Genomic DNA, 22,065 nt, shown 5'->3' with positions numbered 1-22,065 from the left:
CTTTTGTCTTTTTAATCATCATAAAGCTATATTAGTTTTTTACTAATTTAGTCTACGAGGATATGACGTACCCACATATAGAAATGGGTTGACAATGGATAGACGCTACCCTGGTACACATTTATCAGGAAGTAATCCATTATACACTATTCTTGCTACAGCAAATGAAGTAATTGAATATATTCCTGAACAACAAATTATTGTTTCTAAAGGAGTTTTAGTTCAAAATCCATAGGATTGAGAAACATTTGTAAAACTAAAATCCGTTCGACTATCGAACGGATTTTTTTATATTTTGATTACTAACTTTCTATTTTTATTGTTTTCAACAATTCTGGTAAAACGGTATTCGTAAATTCTTCTTGGGCTTCGATTAACAAAGGTTTATAATCGTGATAACGATTAGAAAAATGACCTAAAATTAATTTCTTTACATTGGCTTGTTTCGCAATCATTCCAGCTTCTTTTGCAGTTGTATGCCCTGTGTAAACCGCTAAATCTTTCAATTCGTGTAAAAATGTTGATTCGTGATATAACAAATCGACATCTTTTATAATTGGAACAATATCTGGTTTATATTTTGTGTCCGAACAAAACGCGTAACTCAAGGACTTTTGAGCATCAAATGTTAAATAATCATTCGGAATTATTTTTCCAGATTCTAACGTAAAATCTTTTCCATTTTTCAAATTTTGATAATCGCAGATTTCAATTTCTGGAAATTCCTCGATCGTATCCATATTCAATTTTCGAGGTTTTGGCTTTTCTCGAAAAAGATAACCATTTGTATAAACTCGGTGATTTAGCGGAATAGAATAAACTTCAACTTTATCATCTTCAAAAACTAAAACAGATTCTTTTGTATGCAATTCGTTGAAAATAATCTCGAATGAGTTATTAGATTCTGTTAAACGTAATTGTGTTGTAATAAATTCCTCAATTCCTTTCGGACCATGGATATGCAAAGGCATATCGCGACCAAGCAATTGAAGTGTAGAAATTAATCCAATCAATCCAAAAACATGATCGCCGTGCAAATGCGATATAAAAATGTGATTTATTCGGTTGAATTTTGCCTTCGCTTTTCGCAATTGTACTTGTGTTCCTTCTCCGCAATCAATCAAAAAATAGCGTTCTGCGATGTTTAATAATTGAGCGGTCGGATGCGTAAAAGCTGTTGGTAATGCTGAATTAAATCCTAATATTGTTAGTTGTAAACTCAATTTACGTTTAGATTAGTTAAAAAATCGTTTAATTTTTCGACAGCTTTTCCTCGGTGGCTAATTGCATTTTTTTCTTCAGGAGACATTTGTGCAAAAGATTTTGAAAAACCATCAGGAATAAAAATCGGATCGTAGCCAAAACCATTGTCACCCATAATTTCAGTTGCAATAGTTCCATTCACTCGTCCTTCGAAAAAATATTCCTTTCCATCCAAAATTAAACAGAAAATAGAAATAAAATACGCTTTTCGATTTGTTTTTCCTTCCAATTCTTTCAACGCTTTTGCAATATTATCTTCGTCTTTTCCTGTGCCAGCATATCGAGCAGAATATACACCAGGTGCTCCATTTAACGCTTCTATCACTAATCCAGAATCATCTGCAAAGATATTTTTCCCAGTTTTATCGAAAATAGTTTTCGCTTTTAATTGCGCATTTTCTTCGAAAGTTGTACCAGTTTCTTCAATTTCATCAAAGAAATTAATATCAGTCAATGATTTCATCGATAGGTAAGAAGGTAACATTTTTGTAACTTCTTTTACTTTATTGTTGTTATGTGTGGCAAAAATTAATTCCATTTATATTGTTTTTTGTTCTGTTTTTTTGATTAATAAATAGACAGATAAAATTCCGATAAGTGTCATTCCTCCAATTAATAAATAATCTCTTTGCGCAAAAACTTCGCCTTCCATATCGCCCTGCATTAGCATTAACGAGTACGAAAGAGTGTTGTTTAGGAAATGTAATAACATAGGTAAAAACAACGATTTTGTGCGATAATAAACTATTCCAAAAATGATTCCTAAAAGTCCAGCGCCTATAAATTGCCAAGGATTCATATGTGCACATCCAAAAATAAATCCATTGATTAAGATTGCAGTTGTAGGATTTACATTGAAATTTAGCATTCCTTTCAAGATTATTCCTCTGAAAATAATTTCTTCGAAAATTGGAGCCAAAATACAAATCATAATAAATCCAGCGATTTTGTAATCTAACATCATTTCAAAAGAAGCTTGAAAGATTTTATAGATTTCTTCTAAAGGTCCAGTTGTTGGAATTAAACTTGTTGCAACCTCGGCTAAAGGCAAAAGAAATAACCAACAAGCTATTGATAATATGAGCTGAATTGGAGTAAAAGAATGTTTGATATCTTTTAAAATTGATGCAAATTTAGTTTGTGTCAACATCAATAAAATAACAATTGCGCAAACCGTTCCTGTTAAAAATCCTAACGGTAAAAGTAAGTGATTAAGCGGTTTGTAAAAAAGTGCTGGAGCAGAAACAAGTCCGCCAGCAAACTGCATTATAATCACTGCAATTGCGCTATACAAAAGAGCTTTTCCAATACCAAAACTTAGTTTATTTTCTTGCTTAGGAACAAATTCTTCAAATGGAGAGGTGTTATTCATGATGATAAGGTTTACCCTGCAATATACTAAATCCTCGGTAAATTTGCTCAGTCAAAAATAGACGAACCATTTGATGCGTAAATGTCATATTGGATAAAGACATTTTTTTATTTCCACGATTGTAAACAGATTCGTCAAAACCATAAGGACCACCAATCACAAAGACAAGATTTTTGACAGATTGATTCATGTAATTCTGAATATCATCTGCAAATTGCTTCGAAGTAGGTTGTTTTCCTTTTTCATCCAAAATAATAACAAAATCTGTATTGATGATTTTATTCAAAATTTGCTCAGCTTCTTTTTGTTTTTGTTGAATTTCGGACAAATTTTTACGATTTTTGATGTCAGGAATTTCAATTCTTTGATAATTAATGTGCGAAGGCAATCGATTTTCATACTTTTGTAATAGCATTTCGATGGCTTTTTCGTCTGTTTTACCGATACAAATGGTCGTAATATTCATTCAAAATTATTTATTGAGACAAAAATATGCGCATTCTACAAGATTTTAAAACATATACAGGAATAAATTATTTTCGAGATTGGTCGAAAACAAAATTGATGAACAAAAATACGGGCATCACGGTATATGATTTCTTGAAAGTTTTTTGGATTCGCGTCATGAAAGGTAATTTTCCGTTGCGTTCGGCGGCAGTTTCGTGGATTTTATTTTTTAGTATGTTTCCATTTTTGCTTTTTTTGTTTAGTATTTTACCGCATTTGGTTTATTACCAAGAAATAAAAAACTTGCTATTTACACAACTTCTTCCTCAACTTTTACCTAAACATGTGAGCAATGAAGTGATTTCGTATATTGATAAAACGACGGCTGTACAAGGAAAACGTAAAGTGAATTATTTCTTGATTTTGATTACAATTTTTATGTCATCCAACGGAATACAAGGGATTATAAATGGATTTAATGTTTCGTATCAAGATGTTTATGTAAAGCGAAAAAACTCAAAATCGAGAATGATTTCGATAATTTTAACCTTGTTTTTTACAGTTTTTATTGTGTTACAAGTGTTTTTATCTTATTCGACATCAATTATTTGGAAATACTTAACCAACGTTTCATTTTTAAGTAAACTTGGACAATTTTCGTATTTAATCAACTATTTTTCGGTATTTATTTTTTATTTTGTTTCGATGTGTATGTTGTATTATTTCGGACCAAATCACAAAAAATCGCGTAGTACAGTTATTCCAGGGGCATTGTTAACTTCTGTTTTGTTCTTGTTAACTGTGATTGGTTTTAATTCGTATTTAAGTTATTTTACAAATATTGATTTGTTTTATGGATCGCTTGGATTAGTGATGATTATGATGATTTTTGTTTACATCAATGTTATTTTGATGTTAGTTGGTTATGAATTGAATATGTCAATTAATTACACCAAAAATTACGAATACGTTAATCATATTGACAATAATCGATTCATTAATTTGGATAAATTTTAAGGTTCATTTAAAAGATGCCCGCAGGTTTTGCAATAAATAGCACCATCTAGGTGGTAATCATCGCCACAATTGCGACATCTTTGCGTGTTTGTAGGAATATCTTCCTTATGTTTAGCCGCTTTATTCATTTCCATAGTTACAATACTTGTGGGAACAGCAATTACACCATAACCTATAATCATTACAACAGAAGCTAAGAATTGTCCTAAACCAGTGACAGGTGAAATATCACCATAACCTACTGTTGTTAAAGTAACAATTGCCCAATAAATACTAATTGGTATACTTGTGAAACCAGATTCGGGATGATCGTGTTCAACCATATACATAATCGAGCCAATTACAACAACAATTAATACTACAAATGATAAGAAAACGATGATTTTATCTTTACTTTCTTTCAGTCCTAACACCAACACATTTTTCCCACGAGTAAATCGAGTAAGGTTAAAAATTCTGAAAATACGTAGTAATCTTAAAATACGAATACTTGCTAGGTACTTACTTGTAGGTAAAACTAAACCAAGATAAAATGGTAAAATAGACAATAAATCAATAACTCCATAAAAACTAAAAATATATCGCCAACGATTTTTAACGCAATAGATTCTTAATAAATATTCTATAGTAAACAAAAAGGTTAAAATCCATTCTAAAGATACTAAAACTGTATGGTGTCTTGCGTTAATTGCCGGAATAGACTCCAACATAACTAAGCCAACACTCAATAAAATTAAAAGTAATAAAGAGATGTCAAAAAGTTTTCCATAAGGTGTATCAGCTTCAAAAACTATATCGAATATTTTTTGTTTTAGCTTCTTTTCTTCATCAGCTCCCATTCTTTTTAGATAAGGAAATCTACCTTTAAACATTAGTTTATATTTTTGGAATGAGCTAAATTAGGAAAAAATTTTAGTATGAATATTCTATTGACTGGTGGAAGTGGATTAATTGGTTCAGAATTAACAAAGATTTTAATTAAAAATGGACATCAAGTTCGTATTTTGACAAGAGAAAAAGAGATTGAACATCCTTTTTATCATTGGGAGAAAGATACAATTGATGAAAAAGTTTTTGAAAATTTGGATGGAATTATTCATTTGGCTGGAAGCTTAATTGCGAAAAGATGGACAAATTCTTACAAAAAAGAAATTTTTTCGAGTAGAGTTGATACAGCGAATTTACTTTTTGAGTATGTCAAAAAATTGAATATTGATTTGAAATTTTTTATCTCCGCGTCTGGAACTGCTTATTATGGACAAATTACTTCGAACAAAATTTTCAAAGAATCTGATGAACCGAATATTGATTTTTTAGGTAAAGTTTGTGTCGCATGGGAAAATGCTGCTTATCAGTTCGAAAAAATAGGTGCAAGAGTGGTTTGTCTTAGAACTTCTTTTGTTTTGTCTAAAAACGGCGAAGGTTTCAAATTATTAAAAAAACCTATTCAACTTGGTGTAGGAGCAAATCTAGGTAACGGAAAACAATGGATGCCTTGGATACATATTACAGATTTGATACAAATGTATGCGGAAGCTGTAGATAATGATAAAATAAAAGGAAGTTATAACGCATCTTCACCGCAATATATAAATCATTCGGAATTCAATCATACGCTAGCGAGAAAAATGAATAAACCTTTTTTTATTCCTAATATTCCTGCTTTTGTTATGAAATTAGCATTAGGTGAGATGAGTAGTTTAGTCCTAAATGGATCTAGAATTGACGCAACTAAAATTCAAGAAACAGGTTTCAAATTTCAATATCCTACTTTAGAAAAAGCGTTAGAAGAATTGATAGAAAAGTAACGAAAATTTTATTTAGATTATTCTTTATGTATTGTTGTGTATTGTACTTTTGCAGGAATTACAAATTGAAATGAAATTAAAAATTACTTTACTCTTTTTATTTATTGCATTATATACAAATGCGCAATCGAAAGATTTAAAATTCGGAAAAATTTCGGAGCAAGAAATTAACTTAACTCAAGTTCCTTTCGAGAAAAATGCAGATGCTGTTATTCTTTCGGAAGAAGGAAAAATGGATTTAACTTCGTCTAATTATTATTTGACTGTAAAACGAAGAATCAAAATACTGACTGATAAAGGACTTGATGAAGCAAATATACAACTGAATTATTACAGCAAGAATAGAAATGAATCTATAAGCGGAATTAAGGGAGGTACAATTAATATTGTAAATGGAGTAGAGCAAATGACTCCGATTGATGAAAAAGAGATTTTTGATGTTTCTATAAATGAATTGTATGCTGCAAAACGTTTTACTTTTCCAAATGTAAAAGTTGGTTCTATTATCGAATATACTTATATCAAAAGTAGCGAACACAATTTTTCTATTGATGCGTGGAATTTTCAACATGATATACCAACGCTTTCGAGCAAGTTTCGATTAAATAATCAGGCTTATGGTACATATTCGATTATTACAATTGGTGATGGTTTGAATACAAAGTATAAAGGTAAATCTAGTTCAACGGAATGGTTATTACATAATATCCAAAGTTATAATCAATTAAAATACGTTTATAATCCTGAAGATCAAAGTGAACGAATTAAAATTCAGGCAGCTAATTATCATACAGATGGAGCAAAGAAAACTACGATGAGCGCGTAGATAGATTTGATTCAAGATATAAATGCACAATATGATTTGTATCGAAATCCTTCTGCAATCAGAGATGTTGCGCAAAATATTCCGAATGGAAAAGATGAGGTAGAAACTTTGAAAAATGTGATTGAATATATTGATTCAAATGTAAAATGGAATAGATTTTATGGAATTATTCCAACGCGTTCGAACAAAACTTTATTGAAAGAAAAGTCTGGTTCTACGGCAGATATGAATCTTTTATTGAATGAAATTTTAACAGCTAAAGGTTTCGAAACTTCGATGGTTATGTTTAGTAGTCGTCATCATGGACAAATTTTGTTTTCTTATCCAATTGTCAATCAATTCAATTCTGTTTTAACAGTTGTGAAATTAAATAATGGTGCTTCAAATATTATCTTAGATGCTTCAAAATTAAATAAAGAACAAATCGAATTTGGACCTTTAGATGTGTTTAATTATCATGGAATTGTCATCAAAAAAGGTGAAGCTTCGTTTGTAAAGTTGAATCAAAAATTGTCTTATTACGAATCATCATTAAAGTATGATTTTATGAGTAATGGAAATTTAATTCTTTATCGTAAAGACAAATTCAATGATTATTTTTATGATGATGCTGCAGACGAAGAAAATGTTTTGAATAGATATTTGACTGAATCTTTAGATGTGCGTTTAGACGAAGAAATTAATGATAAAACGGTTTTTGATACTGATTCTTACGTTAAAAATTATAAAGCAAAAGCTGTAATTCCGAATGCTCCATTTTATACATTTATAAATCCTTTGCGCGAATTTCTAAAACAATATACTTTTGAAGATAAAAATCGTCAGCGCAAAATAGAATTTAATTATCCTTATTTGTTTAATATTCAGGTGAAATCTAAAATTCCAGATGGTTACGAAGTGATAATTGATGAAAAATACAAAGCACATCACAAAACTGAGCTTGGTTTAGAGTATTATCAGGAAGCAAAAGTGAAAGATGGACAATTGATACTAGCAATTCAATTTTTATTGCCAGAAGGTGTTTATGAAGCGGATAAATACAATGAATTGAAACAATTTTTTGAGAAAATAAAAACAGAATCTCTGAAAGAAGTTTTAATGAAAAAGAAATAAATAAAATCCCGCACTGAATTTTTCAGTGCGGGATTTTATTTATTATTCAATCACCATCAAATTACAACCTCGCACATCCGAATGATCGAAACGTCCTAAGATTTCAAATTGATTGTGAGTTATTTTTTTACCTAAATCATCAGTTGCAATAAAACTAATCGAATTGTAATTTGCCAAATCAATCACATTCACGCCACCTGTTTTTCCCTCTTCAACATATTGGAAAGGATCTTCGGTTTCTCTGATCAAAATTCGCATCCAATTTGGCGATTTAAACGTCAAATCTCCTCGAGAATAACCTTGCGAAAGCAATTCCGTCATTCCATATTCCGAATGAATTTCATTTGTTCCGAAACCATTTTTCAAAATTGAATGCAATTCTTCGCGCGTAATTTCTTTCTTGCGACCTTTCATTCCGCCAGTTTCCATCACAATTGTGTGCTGCAAATTCATTTTATAATTTTCGACAAAATCTAATAAAGCAAATGAAACACCAATCAAAATTGCTTTCTTGCCCGTTTTTTCGTGCGCAATAAGATTTTCGTACAATTCATCGTGATTATACAAATAGAAACCACTTTTATCGCTACCAGATTTCTCAATCCAATACTCCACCATATCAATCAAAGACGAACCTGTACGCTCCAAATACGAAGGCAAAAGCGCGAAAATAGTATAATCGGGAAGTGGACCATAAAATTGTTCGAAACATTTTTCTAAACTGTAATGATACAATGCCAAATCCGTTACCAAATGTTTACTTGTCGCCATTCCAGTTGTTCCCGAACTTGTAAAAACCTTTTCCACTTCACGATTTCCCGAAATCAATTTAAATTTCTTAAAAAACTGAATCGGTAAAAAAGGAATTTCGTTGGTGTGTTTTACAGTAGAATAATCAACGTTCAAGAAATTTAAGAAGTTTTTGTACACCTCATTTTCTTGCGCTTGATAACGGAAAACTTCCAATGCAACGTTTTGGAAATCTTCTTCGGATTGAATAGAAAAAATTTGCTTTGAATCAAACATTTTGCAAAATTACAAAATAGAGTAGAAGTGAGCGAAGTAATTATATTATTTTATAAATAAAACCGTCAATTCGAGTGAAATTCGTTTAGAATTTTGTGTCGAGAATAAGGTTTTAGAAGATAAAATTCATCTTAATTCTCGATACAATTTTTAGAAATATATTTCTAAAAATCACTCGAATTGACGAATTTTAATTCAAGACAAGTTATTATTTAAAATATTCATCAAAATGATGTTTGAATAAAGTTGACATCGTTTCAGATTCTAAACCATATAAAGTAATTTCAAATTCAAATACGTCATCAGAAATTTCAATTCCAGAAATAGAACTTCCCCAACTTTTTAATTCTTCTTTAAAATCATTATAATAAATTCTAAGATTTGGAATAATCGCTGTGTCTATCAATCTTTCTTTTTCAGAATCATAATTTATATGGATGTTATTTGCTAAACAATAATTTTTGAATAATAAATAAGGAGATTCAATATCTATAAAATTTATTTTGCCATAAACAACTCCCATCGGAACATCTGCAAATTCAAATTCTGTAGTTCCAATAATTTGTTCTTCAAGCTTTATTGTAAATGTAGTAGCCATGCAATAAATTTCTTTAAACTTACAAAAATCTACTGATTTTTTAGCTTAACAATTGTTGCATTGGCTTTGTAAAGATGATCGCCAAGAATTTCGTAATTCTGAATTAGATCTTTGTAGAAAAGCGCACTTGTAGTCAAAAGTTTCTCTTTTTCGATCGTCTTCATTAAATTTGCTTCGGCTTCTTTGTAAATTGTATTAATCGTTTTTTCGATAAACTCCGCTTGTTTGATAGAAACTTCTTCTTGTGTTTCGTTCAAATTTTGATTTAGAATACGCGTTGTTTGATCCAAATTATTTTGAAATTCGACCAAATACGTTCTCATTTTTGGTGTAAAATAACTATTTGTCATTCTACGACGACGATGAATAGAAGAAATCTTAATCGCAATATCGCCCACACTTTCCAGATGATGACAAAGTGTAATTAGTTGATGAATCGCAATTGTATTTTCGTTTGGTAAATCTAAATCAGCAATTTCATTCAAAAATTCATTGACTTCTCTCTCCAATTGATCACCTTCTTTTTCCAGTTCCAAAATTCGTTCACGAAAAACCAAAATCTTTTCTTCATCACTTTCAGTAATCATTCGCCCAAGCGTATAAATCGTTTGTTTCGTTGTAGAAGCGAGTTTCAGAAGTTTTTTGTTGGCTTCATTTTTATATAGGTCAGAATTTGTTCCGAATGGAATTGCATAAAATTCTAATTTATTGTCTGCTGATTTTACAGAGAAATATTTTTTCTGACAATAGAAAGCTATTTTATTGATAAAAGGCGTAAACAAAATGACCCCGACGAAATTACTAATAGTATCAAAAGTAATCAGTTGAACAGCGATATTTGATGAAATTGTTGTTCCAATAAATTTTAAAACAAAATTTGCAATCAACATAAAAATCAACGCAATTACAATATTGAAAAATGTATGAAATGCTGCGACAACTTTCGTGTATTTATCTCCAATTGCGGCAACTAAATGCGCTGTAAAAGTTGTTCCTATATTTGCTCCCAAAACAATCATTGCAGCTAATTCGATAGGTAAACCTTTGCTCGCTAATAAAATTGCAATCGTAATTGATGCTGATGAAAAGTGGACTAAAACCGTTAGTAATATTCCAAATAGAATAAATAACAAATTAGTCAAAAAACCATAATGCGATAATTGCTGAAAGAATTCTTGTAACTTCTGATGACTTTCGATAGAAGGTAAAAAAGTTTTCAGGAAATAAAGCGAAAGAAAAAGTAAGGAAAGCGAAAATAAAATTCCACCTACTTTTCTTTGGTTACGTTTTTTCGATAAATAAAATGGAAAAGCCACCAGTATAAGAGGCAATGCAATTTGTACCAAATCGAATTTCATTCCGAAATAGACCAACCACAATGTAAGCGTAGTTCCGATATTTGCGCCTAATATTAAGCCAAATGCTTTTCGCAAATTAATCAATCCAGCATTTACAAATCCCAATATAAACACACTTGCAGCCGAGGAAGATTGTATGGCTGTTGTAAAAAAAGTACCTGTAACAATTGTCGATAAATTGTTTTTGGTTAATTTGTTTAGAGTACGTTTAAAATTCGATCCAGATAACGCTTGTAAATTTTCGCTTAATAGTTTTATCGCAAAAATGAACAAAGCAATTGCTCCGAAAAGTTGCAAAATTTGTATGATAAGATGCATTAATGATTAATTGACTACAAAAATAGGGACTCTAATGTAAATAGAATATTATCTTTTTTACTTTTATTGAAAAAAAGTTTAATTTTTTTTTGAATTCTAAAATTCTGATTTTCAAAATTGAAGTAAATTTTTAGAAAAAACTTCTACTTTTTTTTGAAAAAACATTTGCGAGTTTCGAAAAACTGCCCTAATATTGCACCACGAAAAAGGAACAACACTTCTTTCGAGAAATGAATCTCCTGTTTTCAATTTGAAATATTCAAATAATAATATTTTTGCCGATGTAGCTCAGCTGGCTAGAGCAGCTGATTTGTAATCAGCAGGTCGTGGGTTCGAGTCCCTCTATCGGCTCAACAAAAATATAGGTCGGGGAGATACTCAAGCGGCCAACGAGGACGGACTGTAAATCCGTTGGGTAACCTTCGCAGGTTCGAATCCTGCTCTCCCCACTAAAAAGCCGATGTAGCTCAGCTGGCTAGAGCAGCTGATTTGTAATCAGCAGGTCGTGGGTTCGAGTCCCTCTATCGGCTCCAAAAAAGTTTATATTTTACTTTTAAAACAAAAATAAAAAATCGCCGATGTAGCTCAGCTGGCTAGAGCAGCTGATTTGTAATCAGCAGGTCGTGGGTTCGAGTCCCTCTATCGGCTCTTCTTTTTTGAAGAATACTTTATTATTAGGCGGGGAGATACTCAAGCGGCCAACGAGGACGGACTGTAAATCCGTTGGGTAACCTTCGCAGGTTCGAATCCTGCTCTCCCCACAATCCATTTTAAATATTTGGAAAGCAAATCATCAAATCTTTTGATGATTTTTTTTATTAATGTGTGCATCATAAAAAAGCCCTTTTTAAAGGACTTTTTACTTGATGATGTTCTTAATAATCTCTATTGAATATACATTCGAAATTTTTTCTATAAAACTATTAAAATCTAATGTAGAATGATCGTCGGCATCGTCTGATATTGTTCTGATGATGATAAAAGGAATATCAAATTCATAACAAACTTGTGCTACAGCAGCGCCTTCCATTTCGACACAAAGCATTTCGGGTAAGTTTTGTTGTAATTTTTCTTTCTGAGAATTTGTCGAGAAAAATAAATCTCCAGAACCAATTAAGCCAACATGTAGTTGAGGTTGATGAATATTAAATTTATCCAAATCTTTTTCAGAAATCACATTATGCAAATGTTGTTCTTCTAAAATTTCTAAAATAGCTGTTGTCGCAACTTCTAATTGAGAAGAATCAGCCTCAAAATAAGCCTTTCCTAACATTGGGATTTCATATGCAGGAAAAAGAGGTTGTGCATTCATATCATGTTGAATCAAACTTTGTCCTAACACAATATCTCCAATTTTTACATCAGCATGAATTCCACCTGCAACACCTGTAAAAATCAATTCAGAAACTTTGAATTCAAGGATTAAAGTTGTAACTGTAGCAGAGGCAGCAACTTTACCAACACGAGAATAAACGACCACAACTTTTTGATTGTTTAATTCTCCAGTAAAATAACTTCTTCGACCAATTTTATGTTCTTGCTTGTTTGTTAATAAATTGACTACACCGTTTATTTCTTGCGGTATAGCGCCCATTATTCCTATTATTCTTTCGCTCATCTTTTCAATTTGAAAGCGAAGTTACCAATTTATTTTCTGTATTTGTAAACCGAACAATAAATCTCATAAATTAAGATAAATGGCAAACAAATGATAATCAAACATGTATTTAGAAGATTTTTTATCATGTTACAAAAGTAGAGTTTTTTCAGAATATGTTAAAAATCAATTGTGAATTAGTCTTGGCTTGTTGTACTTTTGTAGCATAAAAGTTTGAAATGAAAAAATTATCTACAGCGATTATATGCTGTGCATCAGTAATGCTGATGAATTGTACGAATAAAACAGAAGAAAAACCAGTTGAACAACCTGCTAAAACTGCTGTTACAGTGGAAGAACCAACGGAAATTGTAGAAGGTGTAATTAGAAAATCTGGAGTTGAGTGGACCGCTTATAAAACGACAGAAAAAGTGGCTGTTTCAGGACGTTTTGATGTTGTTTTGGTGAAAGACGCAAAAGAAGATGGAAAAACGCCTCAAGAAGTTTTAGAAGGTGCAAATATTATTGCGACAGTTGCGACATTAAATTCTGATCAAATTGATCGTGACCAAAAATTGAAAGATATTTTGTTCGGAAATATGATTAATACAAGCGAAATCAAAGGTCAATTACATTTCAGAGATGGTAAAACTTTTTTGAATTTAACATTGAATAATGCTTCTAAAGAATACGAAGTAAAATCGAAGTTTGAGAACAATGTTTTCACAATTGAAACAGATGTTGATTTGATGGATTTTAATACAGGAAAAGCCATGGAAGCTCTTAATCAGGCTTGTTTCGAATTACACAAAGGTGCAGATGGCGTTTCTAAAACATGGAGCGAAGTACACATCAAAGGTCAAGTAGAATTTAGCGATAGTTTCGGTAAATAATTCAAAAAATAAATAATTAATTTTAAGGCTACAATTTTTTGTAGTCTTAATTTTTATAAACAAATCAGTAAAAAATGAATTGGGTAATTTTACTAATCGCAGGATTGTGCGAAGTCGGTTTCGCATCATGTCTTGGAAAAGCAAAAGAAGCAACCGGAAATGAAACGTATTTATGGTATGGTGGTTTTTTATTTTTCTTAACGGTGAGCATGGTTTTGTTGGTAAAAGCAACGCAAACATTACCAATCGGAACGGCTTATGCTGTTTGGACGGGAATTGGAGCGGTCGGAACAGTTTTGGTCGGAATTTTTATTTTTAAAGAACCAGCAAGTTTTTGGCGTGTTTTCTTTTTAACGACTTTAATCTGCTCAATTATTGGATTAAAATTTGTGTCAAATTAACTGAAAATTGTGTTGATTTATGGAGAGTTTTAATGTTTTTGATCAAGAGGAATTTATTCAGCAAACTGTCGAGAATAAACGTTTGAAAAAAGATTTGATTCAAACGATTTTTATTCAACATGGTTATTTAATTATTTTTCAAAATGATCAAAAAATTAAACTTAAACAACACGATGTTTTCTTCCCAGAACCTAATAAATCTTATCAAATAATTTCAAAATCATCTGATTTAGAATTATTGAGTTTAGTCTTAACCAAAAAGATTTTAGATACGTCGATTATCGATTTGAGTGGTTATGAATATAACCAATTTTTTGGTGAAAGTAGAGTCAATAATTATCATTTCAATGAAATAGAATTTTCTGCTTTAATAGAACTTTTATTGCAGTTAAAGTTGCGTTTGCAAGAGAAATCGACCAAATTCGTGCGTTATTTACAATTCAATTTATTTTATGCGATTGTTTACACAACGTTTAGCGAACTTTCAAAACAACAAACAATTACTGTAAGAAAAGGAACGCGAAAAGATGATGTTGTAAAGCGTTTTTTGAATGACTTAAATAAGGGTTATACAGAAAATAGAGATGCAAAATATTATGCAGATAAACTGAATATTACAGTTAGATATTTAACTGAATGTTGCAAATCAATAACTGGTAGAACGACAAAAGAATTAATCAGTTCTGTTGTGATTCGCGAATCGAAAGTATTGTTGAGTGAAACAACTAAAACAATCTCAGAAATTTCGAATGAGTTAAACTTTTCTGACCAATATTCATTCGGAAATTTTTTCAAAAAACATTTAAAAATTAGTCCAACTCAATTTAGAAAAAATTTACAATAACTTCCGTTTTGGACATCTTTAGGCTACTTTTTAAACTTTTTTTTAATCTTGATTTTTATCATCTTTGTTACTATCAAAATGGTCACTATAATTTTATAGTAAAAACAGAGTTGTTTTTTGATGGGGAAAACTAACAAAAGTGAGTAGAGTATTACTAAAAGTTTATATCACCTCTGTTTTTTTCTAAAATAATGTTTTTAAAATTAATAGTTCCGAAAAAGTTTAAAATAGTTCTAAGTTTACTGATATTTGAAAAGAAGTAATCCAAAACCCAAAATGATTATTTTGACCATTTGACAAAAAATAAAAAGAGAACCTAAAAAATTAAGTTCTCTTTTTCTATATTTTATAGATATTTAAGTGGAAATCACCTTTCAAAAAAAGGTGATTTTTTATGCTTTAAATAATTCATTCAAGTTTACTCCACCAAAGTTTCCTGAACTCATCATCAAAAATACTTTATCTTTTTTATCTAAACTTTCGATATAATCTTGCAATTGTTCACCATTTGTAAATACCAAAATAGAATCATCTCCAAAGGCTTTTTTGATATCTTCTGGAGAAATCATTTCCATACGTTTTATTTCTAATGCTTCTGGGCTATACATTACAATTTTGATATCAGTTTTGTCTAAAGCACCTTTGTATTGCACCAAAAACTCAGGATTCAAAGACGAATAGGTGTGGATTTCTAAACATCCTACAACTGTTTTATCTGTATATTGTTCTTTTACTGCATTCGTAACTGAAGTTACTTTACTTGGCGCATGGGCAAAATCTTTATACGCAACAAAATCAGAAGTACGATTAATTAATTCCAAACGTTTAGATGCTCCTTTGAATGATTGAATTGCTTCGTTGAAATCATCATCCATTACACCTAATTGTTTACAAATTGCACGAGCACCTTCTAAATTCATCAAGTTATGATTACCAAAGACTTCTAAGGGAATTGGTCCATCTTCTGTTTCGATAAAAGTGATTCCATTTTCGATAAAATGTTCTGGTAAATGATAAGGGAATTTCTTGATTGCTTTCTCCGTTTCTTCTACCACTTTAACAACTTCTTCGTCTGTTTCGTTGTAAATTAAAGCACCTCCATTCACGATAGATTCTACGAATTTTGAGAATTGAGAAGTGTAATCTGCAAACGTTGGAAAAACATTGATATGATCCCAAGCAATACCTGAAATCAACGCAATATTTGGTTGATACAACAAGAATTTTGAACGACGATCTAAGGCAGATGATAAATATTCATCACCTTCCATAATCATAAATTCGTTGTCTTCTGTCAATTTTACCATCACATCAAAACCATCCAATTGCGCACCAACCATATAATCAACATCGATATTATGATAATGCAAAACGTGAAGAATCATTGATGTAATTGTCGTTTTTCCATGCGAACCACCAATTACAACACGCGTTTTATCTTTTGATTGTTCGTACAAATATTCTGGATATGAATAGATTTTTAAACCTAATTCTTGAGCACGTAACATTTCAGGATTATCAGCGTGAGCATGCATTCCCAAAATCACAGCATCTAAATCTGTTGTAATTTTTTCTGGAAACCAACCCATTTCTTCTGGTAAAATTCTACGTTGGTCCAAACGTGTTTTCGAAGGTTCGAAAATTGCGTCGTCAGAACCTGTTACTTGATATCCTTTTTCGTGCAAAGCAATCGCCAAATTGTGCATTGCACTTCCACCAATTGCAATAAAATGAACTTTTTTCATTTTGTATGTTGTATTCTTTTAGTCTTTTTTATTTTCTTCGTCGTAGCCCATTTCTTCGAAATCATCAAACTCTTCGTCGTCTTCATTCAAATAATCATCCAATGATTTTTCACTATTTTCAGCAAGAATTTCGTCCATTGGTCGAACTTTATTAAATTCTGGTGCTTGCTCAATTGCATTCATAATTTTTTTCATGATTGCATCACTCGAATCATTTTCATAATCGATTTCCAAAGGCTCTTTGAATGTCATTGTCGCATTAATTCCACGTTTTTTAATACGCAAACCTTTTTTATCAAAAGCTCTACGAAAACCATCAATTACAACTGGAATTACAATTGGTTTATTTTTCTTGATTAAATGTGCAGTTCCACGACGACCAGGTGCAAACGCAGTTGTAGTCCCTTGCGGAAATGTTACTACCCAACCACTTTGCAACGCAATATCAATATTGTTAATTTCGCTTAAATCTACTTTTCTATTTACATTTTCTCCTTTTGCACGCCACGTTCTTTTTACGGTAACCGCTCCTGTGTAGGCGAATAATTTCGTCAAAAGATTATCTTTCATTGTTTCTTCAGCGGCAACGTAATAAAAGTCAATCTTAGGATTAAGTAAATAAATTGGATTTTTGATGGTATCAATAAAACCATTTTTTACACTACAAAATACATGATACATCGCGAAAACATCAGCAAAATAAGTTTGATGATTCGAAACGAATAATACATTTTGAGCTGGCAAATGAACCAAGTTTTTTGTACCGCTAACTTTTAATTTATTAAAACCATTGTAACGGTTATAAGTAAATGATCCTAATAAGAAAATTAACGTCCTTTTTAGGAAATATAAATGTCCAAATGAATCGCGAAATGCGTTCTTTTTCTTTGCTTTTTGAGACACGAGTTCTTAATTGTTTAAGTTACAAATTTAATACGATTTTTAGATAATCTTTAAATTCTTCTAAAATCATTGCCGTTGCGCCCCAAAGAAATTCATCATCACCAATGTTATAACCAGGAATTTCGACAACTTGACCAGAAAATTCTCTCTCAAAAACTTCGTAATCAGCATTCAAAAAAGCTTCCAAATTTAATGGAACAACGTATTGTACTTCGCGCTCATCTGGATTGAAATGTGGTTCTCCATGATAAATTCCGATGTAAGGATAAACCAAGAAATTACTTGGCGGAATATACATTTCGCTCAATTGTCTTACAATCTCAATGTTTTCGTACTCTACACCAAGTTCTTCCATAGTTTCGCGAATAGCAGTTTCGTCAAAACTAATATCTTGTTCTTCAAATTGTCCACCTGGCAAAGAAAACTGATGCGAATGCGCTCCTTCGTAAGAAACACGCATGGTTACTGGGAATTCAACTTCTCCATCTTCGTTTTGATACAATAAAATCATCACAGACGCACTTCTAGGATTGGTACGTTTTACATATTCTAAATCAAATTTTTGACGATATGGAGGTGAAAGCTTTTGGTGTGATTCCCAACTTGGCAATTCTTCAACACTTTCAGCTAATAAATATTTTAATTCTTCTAAATCTAAATACAAAATGGATTGATTTTTAGGGTAATAAAAAAGAGTGAAATTTTTCCTCACTCTTTTTCAAAGATAATTATTTTCGTTGAAGAAAATTCAACCTTTTCGGTAAGGTTTATTAATTATTTAACTTTTAAGATTTAGCTTAAATATTTCCCATTGTTTGAATGAAAAATTGAATATTTTTGAAATTTAACATTATAAGTTTTAACTTCGTTAGGTCTAAAAATTATAAAAATGTTTAATAAAAAACTTTTTTACGGAATGATGGTTGGATCGTCAATCCTAACCACTTCTTGTAGCGAAAAGTCAACAAATAGTATGTGGAACGATAAAAATCCTTTTTTTGAAGTGAGCACTTTGCCTTATCAAACTGCTGATTTTTCGAAAATTAAAAACGAAGATTTCAAACCTGCTTTGTTGCAAGGAATGACTGAACAATTAGTCGAAATCAATAAAATTGCGAATAATTCTGAAGCACCAACTTTCGAAAATACATTAGTTGAGATGGAAAAATCGGGTCAATTATTAACACGAGTTAATCATGTTTTTGGATTATTGACTGGAGCAAATACAAACGAAACGTTGCAAGCAGTTGAGGAGGAAATGTCGCCTAAATTTGCGGCTCATAGCGATGCCATTTATTTGAATGATAAATTATTTCAACGTGTAAAAACTTTACATGACAATAAAAAATCATTGAATTTAGATAAAGAGTCATCTCGTTTGTTAGATGTATATTATCAACGATTTGAATTGGCTGGCGCAAATTTATCTGCTGCACAAAAAGATGAATTGAAAAAATTGAATGGAGAAATCGCTTCTTTAGAAACTAAATTCTCCAATCAATTATTAAAAGGAACAAAATCTGGTGGCGTTACTTTTACGAAAGAAGAATTAGCTGGTTTGAGTGATGCTGATTTAGAGGCTTTCAAACAAGCTGATGGTACATATTTAATCAGTTTATTGAATACAACGCAACAACCTGAATTACAAAATATGACCAATGCAGTTTCAAGAAAAAAATTATTTGATGCAGCTTGGATTAGAACAGAGAAAAAAGACGAAAATGATACACGTTATACAATTTTAACTTTGGTTAAAAAACGTGCGGAGAAAGCTAAATTATTAGGTTTTGCAAATTATGCAGAATGGAATTTGCAAGATCAAATGGCGCAAAATCCTACAGCAGCAAAAGGAATTTTAAATCAAATGATTCCGGCAGCAACTGCAATGGCACAAAAAGATGCAAAAGAATTTGAAGCCTTAGCGAAGAAAGAAAATCCAGCAAATACATTAACAGCTGCGGATTGGAACTATTATGCGGAGAAAGTTCGTAAAGAGAAATATGATATCGACGAAAATGAAATGAAACCTTATTTCGTTTTAGATTCAGTTGTAGAGAATGGAATTTTCTTTATGGCGAAAGAATTGTACGGAATTTCATTCAAAAAACGTACAGATATACCAACTTGGCATGAAGATGTAAAAGTGTACGAATTGTTTAATGAAGATGGTTCGCAATTGGGATTATTTTATACAGATTATTTCAAAAGAGATTCTAAACAAGGGGGAGCTTGGATGAGTAATATCGTGGAGCAATCGCACTTATTTGGCACAAAACCTGTTATTTATAATGTCGGAAACTACACAAAACCTGCAAATGGTCAACCTGCATTGATTTCGTATGATGATGTGGTAACAACTTTCCACGAATTTGGACATGCATTGCACGGTTTCTTTGCGAATCAAAAATATCCAACTTTATCTGGAACAAATGTTTCAAGAGATTTTGTAGAGTTTCCATCTCAATTTCACGAGCATTATGTAACGGAGCCATCTATCCTAAAAAATTATGCAAAGCATTATCAAACAGGAGCTGCGATTCCTGATGTGTTGGTAGAAAAAATGAAAAAAGCATCTAACTTTAACAAAGGTTATACGTTAACAGAATTACTTTCTGCTGCGGCTTTAGATTTATCTTGGCACACTGTTTCTGTCGATAAAACAATCACAAGCGTAGACGATTTTGAGAAACAAGCCTTAATTGATAATAAAACAAATTTACCACAAGTTCCGCCTCGTTACCGTTCTTCTTATTTTAGCCATATTTTTGGTGGAGGATATGCAGCGGGATATTTTGCATATATCTGGGCAGAAATGTTAGACCATGATGCCTACGAATGGACAATAGAAAATGGAGGAATGTCACGTAAAAATGGTCAAATTTTGAGAGATAAAGTATTTTCTCAAGGGAATTCGGATGATTTGAATGTGATTTACAAAAATTTTAGAGGTAAAAATCCTTCAATTGAACCAATGTTGAAATACCACGGATTGAAATAATTATTCTAAAATATTAACAACTTAAAAATCCAAGACATAGTTCTTGGATTTTTTTCGTTTTATGAATAAATTTGCAACTATTAAAACAAGTATAAATGGGAAGAGCATTTGAATTTAGAAAAGGACGTAAATTAAAACGTTGGGCAGCAATGTCTAAAGCGTTTACTAAAATTGGGAAGGATATCGTAATGGCAGTAAAAGCAGGAGGACCTGATCCGCATTCAAATTCTCATCTTCGCGCGGTAATTCAGAATGCGAAGGCTGTAAATATGCCTAAAGATAATATCGAACGCGCAATCAAAAAAGCATCTGATAAAAATACAGAAAACTATAAGGAAGTTATTTTTGAAGGTTATGGACCTCACGGAATTGCCGTTTTAGTTGAAACTTCTACAAATAACAACAATCGTACAGTAGCTAACGTTCGTTCTTATTTCAGTAAATGTAATGGACAATTAGGAACGCAAGGTTCTGTTGAATTTATGTTTGATCATATCTGTAATTTCAAGATTCAAAAACCTGAAAATCTAGATTTAGAGGAATTAGAATTTGAAATGATTGACTTTGGAGTAGAGGAGATTTTTGAGGATGAAGATGGAATTGTATTAATTGCACCTTTTGAGAATTACGGAACAATCTTCAAATCTTTGGAAGAAAGTGGATATGAAATTATTTCATCAGAATTTGAAAGAATTCCACAAACAACAAAAGAATTAACAGAAGAACAAAAAGCTGACATCGAAAAATTGTTAGAGAAATTTGATGAAGATGAGGACGTAAATAACGTTTATCATACGATGAAAGAAGACGAAGAAGAGGAAGAATAATCTTTTTTGAAAAGAATAATATGAAAACCGTTTAATTTATTTTAAACGGTTTTTTTTATCTTTAACTATAATTGAATTTTTGAGAATGATAAAAATTTTTACTTTACTTGGTTTGATATTGCAATTTCTTGCATTTTGGATGGCTGCGCCAGAAATTCTTGGAGCTGATTGGTTAAGTAAAACCGAAGAAATGATTCGGAAAGCAATTAATCAGTTGCCACAATTAATATTAGCTGTATTAGGAATGGCGATGGGAGTGATGTTTTATCATTCGATGAGTTCTTTTTTTGTATTTGTCGTTGTTATAATGATTATAATTTTATTATTGATTTTCTATAAAAAAGTAGAAAAGCTTTTGGACGAAAAAATCTCGAAACCATTGGTCAATAAATTAATCTTGAATGAAACTTTTCGTTTTACTTTATTGAAGTTTGCCGCTTTGTTTTTTACGCTTGGTTTCCTTATTCAGATAGCTTTGGTCGTTATTGTATAATTTTTTTTAAAATATTTATTTGATACTGAATAAACTATGTTTTTGTATTAAAAAAACTTTAAATTAAGGTTTGCAAATTCGAAAAAGCGTTCTATATTTGCACTCGCAATACCGCAGTAGACTGCGTTATTGGAGAGTTGGCAGAGTGGTCGAATGCGGCAGTCTTGAAAACTGTTGAGGGTCACACCTCCGGGGGTTCGAATCCCTCACTCTCCGCT

The 22,065-nt window shown here is 31.3% G+C and carries 23 protein-coding genes and 6 tRNA genes; 17 read left to right on the top strand and 12 right to left on the bottom strand.

Features of this window, described 5'->3' with window-relative positions; all coding sequences use genetic code 11:
* Positions 1–94 precede the first annotated feature (94 nt).
* Complete coding sequence (locus HXZ69_RS10945; RefSeq protein ID WP_219034750.1) at positions 95–235, top strand: hypothetical protein; 141 nt, start codon at positions 95–97, stop codon at positions 233–235.
* A gap of 67 nt (positions 236–302) precedes the next feature.
* On the opposite strand, the gene HXZ69_RS10940 is transcribed toward HXZ69_RS10945, so the two are convergent.
* The 4 genes from HXZ69_RS10940 to rlmH are packed head-to-tail and all read right to left on the bottom strand — an operon-like array spanning position 303 to position 3,101.
* A complete protein-coding gene (locus tag HXZ69_RS10940; RefSeq protein ID WP_219034751.1) occupies positions 303–1,223 on the bottom strand; it encodes a ribonuclease Z in 921 nt (306 codons plus the stop codon).
* Entirely contained in the window at positions 1,220–1,801 is a 582-nt protein-coding gene (gene rdgB / locus HXZ69_RS10935) for an RdgB/HAM1 family non-canonical purine NTP pyrophosphatase (protein ID WP_219034752.1), read from the bottom strand. Before rdgB ends, HXZ69_RS10940 begins: the two co-directional genes overlap by 4 nt.
* The gene (locus HXZ69_RS10930) at positions 1,802–2,635 is read right to left on the bottom strand and encodes a CPBP family intramembrane glutamic endopeptidase (RefSeq protein ID WP_219034753.1); all 834 of its coding nucleotides are present in this window, start codon (positions 2,633–2,635) and stop codon (positions 1,802–1,804) included. It lies immediately after the preceding gene.
* Positions 2,628–3,101, bottom strand: a complete 474-nt coding sequence (rlmH, locus tag HXZ69_RS10925) for a 23S rRNA (pseudouridine(1915)-N(3))-methyltransferase RlmH (RefSeq protein ID WP_115001348.1) — start codon at positions 3,099–3,101, stop codon at positions 2,628–2,630. Before rlmH ends, HXZ69_RS10930 begins: the two co-directional genes overlap by 8 nt.
* Before the next feature lie 26 nt (positions 3,102–3,127).
* On the opposite strand from rlmH, the gene HXZ69_RS10920 reads away from it, so the two are divergent.
* On the top strand, positions 3,128–4,099 hold the full coding sequence (locus HXZ69_RS10920; RefSeq protein ID WP_219034754.1) for a YihY/virulence factor BrkB family protein: 972 nt from the start codon (positions 3,128–3,130) through the stop codon (positions 4,097–4,099).
* Here the strand turns inward: HXZ69_RS10920 and HXZ69_RS10915 are convergent.
* Positions 4,096–4,971, bottom strand: coding sequence for an ion transporter (locus HXZ69_RS10915; RefSeq protein ID WP_286495960.1), 876 nt, complete (start codon positions 4,969–4,971; stop codon positions 4,096–4,098). The two genes, HXZ69_RS10920 and HXZ69_RS10915, sit on opposite strands and share 4 nt — an antisense overlap.
* Before the next feature lie 45 nt (positions 4,972–5,016).
* On the opposite strand from HXZ69_RS10915, the gene HXZ69_RS10910 reads away from it, so the two are divergent.
* From HXZ69_RS10910 to HXZ69_RS10900, 3 genes are all read left to right on the top strand, one after another.
* Complete coding sequence (locus tag HXZ69_RS10910) at positions 5,017–5,907, top strand: TIGR01777 family oxidoreductase (RefSeq protein ID WP_221856027.1); 891 nt, start codon at positions 5,017–5,019, stop codon at positions 5,905–5,907.
* A 70-nt stretch (positions 5,908–5,977) separates the two neighbouring features.
* Entirely contained in the window at positions 5,978–6,733 is a 756-nt protein-coding gene (locus HXZ69_RS10905; RefSeq protein WP_286495958.1) for a DUF3857 domain-containing protein, read from the top strand.
* Between the two features lie 6 nt (positions 6,734–6,739).
* Positions 6,740–7,846 (top strand): DUF3858 domain-containing protein, encoded by a 1,107-nt coding sequence (locus HXZ69_RS10900; protein ID WP_219034758.1) that lies wholly within the window; start codon positions 6,740–6,742, stop codon positions 7,844–7,846.
* 42 nt (positions 7,847–7,888) lie between these two features.
* Here HXZ69_RS10900 and HXZ69_RS10895 read toward each other — a convergent pair whose 3' ends face one another.
* From HXZ69_RS10895 to HXZ69_RS10885, 3 genes are all read right to left on the bottom strand, one after another.
* The gene (locus HXZ69_RS10895; protein ID WP_286495957.1) at positions 7,889–8,872 is read right to left on the bottom strand and encodes a LuxE/PaaK family acyltransferase; all 984 of its coding nucleotides are present in this window, start codon (positions 8,870–8,872) and stop codon (positions 7,889–7,891) included.
* A gap of 208 nt (positions 8,873–9,080) precedes the next feature.
* Positions 9,081–9,470: a hypothetical protein gene (locus tag HXZ69_RS10890; protein WP_115001331.1), complete on the bottom strand. Its 390-nt coding sequence runs from the start codon at positions 9,468–9,470 to the stop codon at positions 9,081–9,083.
* A 29-nt stretch (positions 9,471–9,499) separates the two neighbouring features.
* Positions 9,500–11,146, bottom strand: a complete 1,647-nt coding sequence (locus HXZ69_RS10885; RefSeq protein WP_219034760.1) for a Na/Pi cotransporter family protein — start codon at positions 11,144–11,146, stop codon at positions 9,500–9,502.
* A 277-nt stretch (positions 11,147–11,423) separates the two neighbouring features.
* On the opposite strand from HXZ69_RS10885, the gene HXZ69_RS10880 reads away from it, so the two are divergent.
* The 5 genes from HXZ69_RS10880 to HXZ69_RS10860 all read left to right on the top strand — a co-directional run bounded on the left by HXZ69_RS10880 (position 11,424) and on the right by HXZ69_RS10860 (position 11,907).
* Positions 11,424–11,497 (top strand) — tRNA-Thr (locus tag HXZ69_RS10880).
* 17 nt (positions 11,498–11,514) lie between these two features.
* Positions 11,515–11,595, top strand: a tRNA-Tyr gene (locus HXZ69_RS10875).
* Positions 11,596–11,602: 7 nt separating this feature from the next.
* A tRNA-Thr gene (locus HXZ69_RS10870) sits at positions 11,603–11,679 on the top strand.
* Positions 11,680–11,720: 41 nt separating this feature from the next.
* A tRNA-Thr gene (locus HXZ69_RS10865) sits at positions 11,721–11,794 on the top strand.
* 32 nt (positions 11,795–11,826) lie between these two features.
* Positions 11,827–11,907: transfer RNA gene (locus tag HXZ69_RS10860), tRNA-Tyr, on the top strand.
* A 98-nt stretch (positions 11,908–12,005) separates the two neighbouring features.
* Here HXZ69_RS10860 and HXZ69_RS10855 read toward each other — a convergent pair.
* Positions 12,006–12,764: a 5'-methylthioadenosine/adenosylhomocysteine nucleosidase gene (locus HXZ69_RS10855; protein ID WP_280063251.1), complete on the bottom strand. Its 759-nt coding sequence runs from the start codon at positions 12,762–12,764 to the stop codon at positions 12,006–12,008.
* A gap of 218 nt (positions 12,765–12,982) precedes the next feature.
* On the opposite strand from HXZ69_RS10855, the gene HXZ69_RS10850 reads away from it, so the two are divergent.
* From HXZ69_RS10850 to HXZ69_RS10840, 3 genes are all read left to right on the top strand, one after another.
* Positions 12,983–13,636 carry a hypothetical protein gene (locus HXZ69_RS10850; RefSeq protein WP_286495955.1) on the top strand — a complete coding sequence of 218 codons (654 nt, stop codon included), beginning with the start codon at positions 12,983–12,985 and terminating at the stop codon, positions 13,634–13,636.
* A 74-nt stretch (positions 13,637–13,710) separates the two neighbouring features.
* On the top strand, positions 13,711–14,037 hold the full coding sequence (locus HXZ69_RS10845; RefSeq protein ID WP_280051706.1) for a DMT family transporter: 327 nt from the start codon (positions 13,711–13,713) through the stop codon (positions 14,035–14,037).
* A gap of 19 nt (positions 14,038–14,056) precedes the next feature.
* Positions 14,057–14,881: a helix-turn-helix domain-containing protein gene (locus HXZ69_RS10840; protein ID WP_286495953.1), complete on the top strand. Its 825-nt coding sequence runs from the start codon at positions 14,057–14,059 to the stop codon at positions 14,879–14,881.
* A 392-nt stretch (positions 14,882–15,273) separates the two neighbouring features.
* On the opposite strand, the gene HXZ69_RS10835 is transcribed toward HXZ69_RS10840, so the two are convergent.
* Genes HXZ69_RS10835 through HXZ69_RS10825 form a run of 3 tightly spaced genes read right to left on the bottom strand, consistent with a single transcriptional unit; the run spans position 15,274 to position 18,193 of the window.
* The gene (locus tag HXZ69_RS10835) at positions 15,274–16,626 is read right to left on the bottom strand and encodes a UDP-N-acetylmuramate--L-alanine ligase (protein WP_115001321.1); all 1,353 of its coding nucleotides are present in this window, start codon (positions 16,624–16,626) and stop codon (positions 15,274–15,276) included.
* Positions 16,627–16,644: 18 nt separating this feature from the next.
* Positions 16,645–17,529 (bottom strand): lysophospholipid acyltransferase family protein, encoded by an 885-nt coding sequence (locus HXZ69_RS10830; protein ID WP_038334575.1) that lies wholly within the window; start codon positions 17,527–17,529, stop codon positions 16,645–16,647.
* 19 nt (positions 17,530–17,548) lie between these two features.
* Positions 17,549–18,193 carry an NUDIX hydrolase gene (locus HXZ69_RS10825; protein WP_115001319.1) on the bottom strand — a complete coding sequence of 215 codons (645 nt, stop codon included), beginning with the start codon at positions 18,191–18,193 and terminating at the stop codon, positions 17,549–17,551.
* Positions 18,194–18,418: 225 nt separating this feature from the next.
* Here HXZ69_RS10825 and HXZ69_RS10820 point away from each other — a divergent pair, with 225 nt between their 5' ends.
* The 4 genes from HXZ69_RS10820 to HXZ69_RS10805 all read left to right on the top strand — a co-directional run bounded on the left by HXZ69_RS10820 (position 18,419) and on the right by HXZ69_RS10805 (position 22,063).
* Positions 18,419–20,527 carry a M3 family metallopeptidase gene (locus HXZ69_RS10820; protein WP_219034767.1) on the top strand — a complete coding sequence of 703 codons (2,109 nt, stop codon included), beginning with the start codon at positions 18,419–18,421 and terminating at the stop codon, positions 20,525–20,527.
* Positions 20,528–20,622: 95 nt separating this feature from the next.
* The gene (locus tag HXZ69_RS10815) at positions 20,623–21,354 is read left to right on the top strand and encodes a YebC/PmpR family DNA-binding transcriptional regulator (RefSeq protein WP_219034768.1); all 732 of its coding nucleotides are present in this window, start codon (positions 20,623–20,625) and stop codon (positions 21,352–21,354) included.
* 85 nt (positions 21,355–21,439) lie between these two features.
* Entirely contained in the window at positions 21,440–21,847 is a 408-nt protein-coding gene (locus HXZ69_RS10810; RefSeq protein ID WP_219034769.1) for a hypothetical protein, read from the top strand.
* A gap of 131 nt (positions 21,848–21,978) precedes the next feature.
* Positions 21,979–22,063, top strand: a tRNA-Ser gene (locus tag HXZ69_RS10805).
* Positions 22,064–22,065 lie beyond the last annotated feature (2 nt).

Origin of the sequence: Empedobacter sp. R132-2 (assembly GCF_030324375.1) — a bacterium.
GTDB classification, from domain to species: Bacteria; Bacteroidota; Bacteroidia; order Flavobacteriales; family Weeksellaceae; genus Empedobacter; species Empedobacter falsenii_B.
Note: the sequence above shows the minus strand (reverse complement) of the source record. Positions and strands in the feature narration are given on the sequence as shown.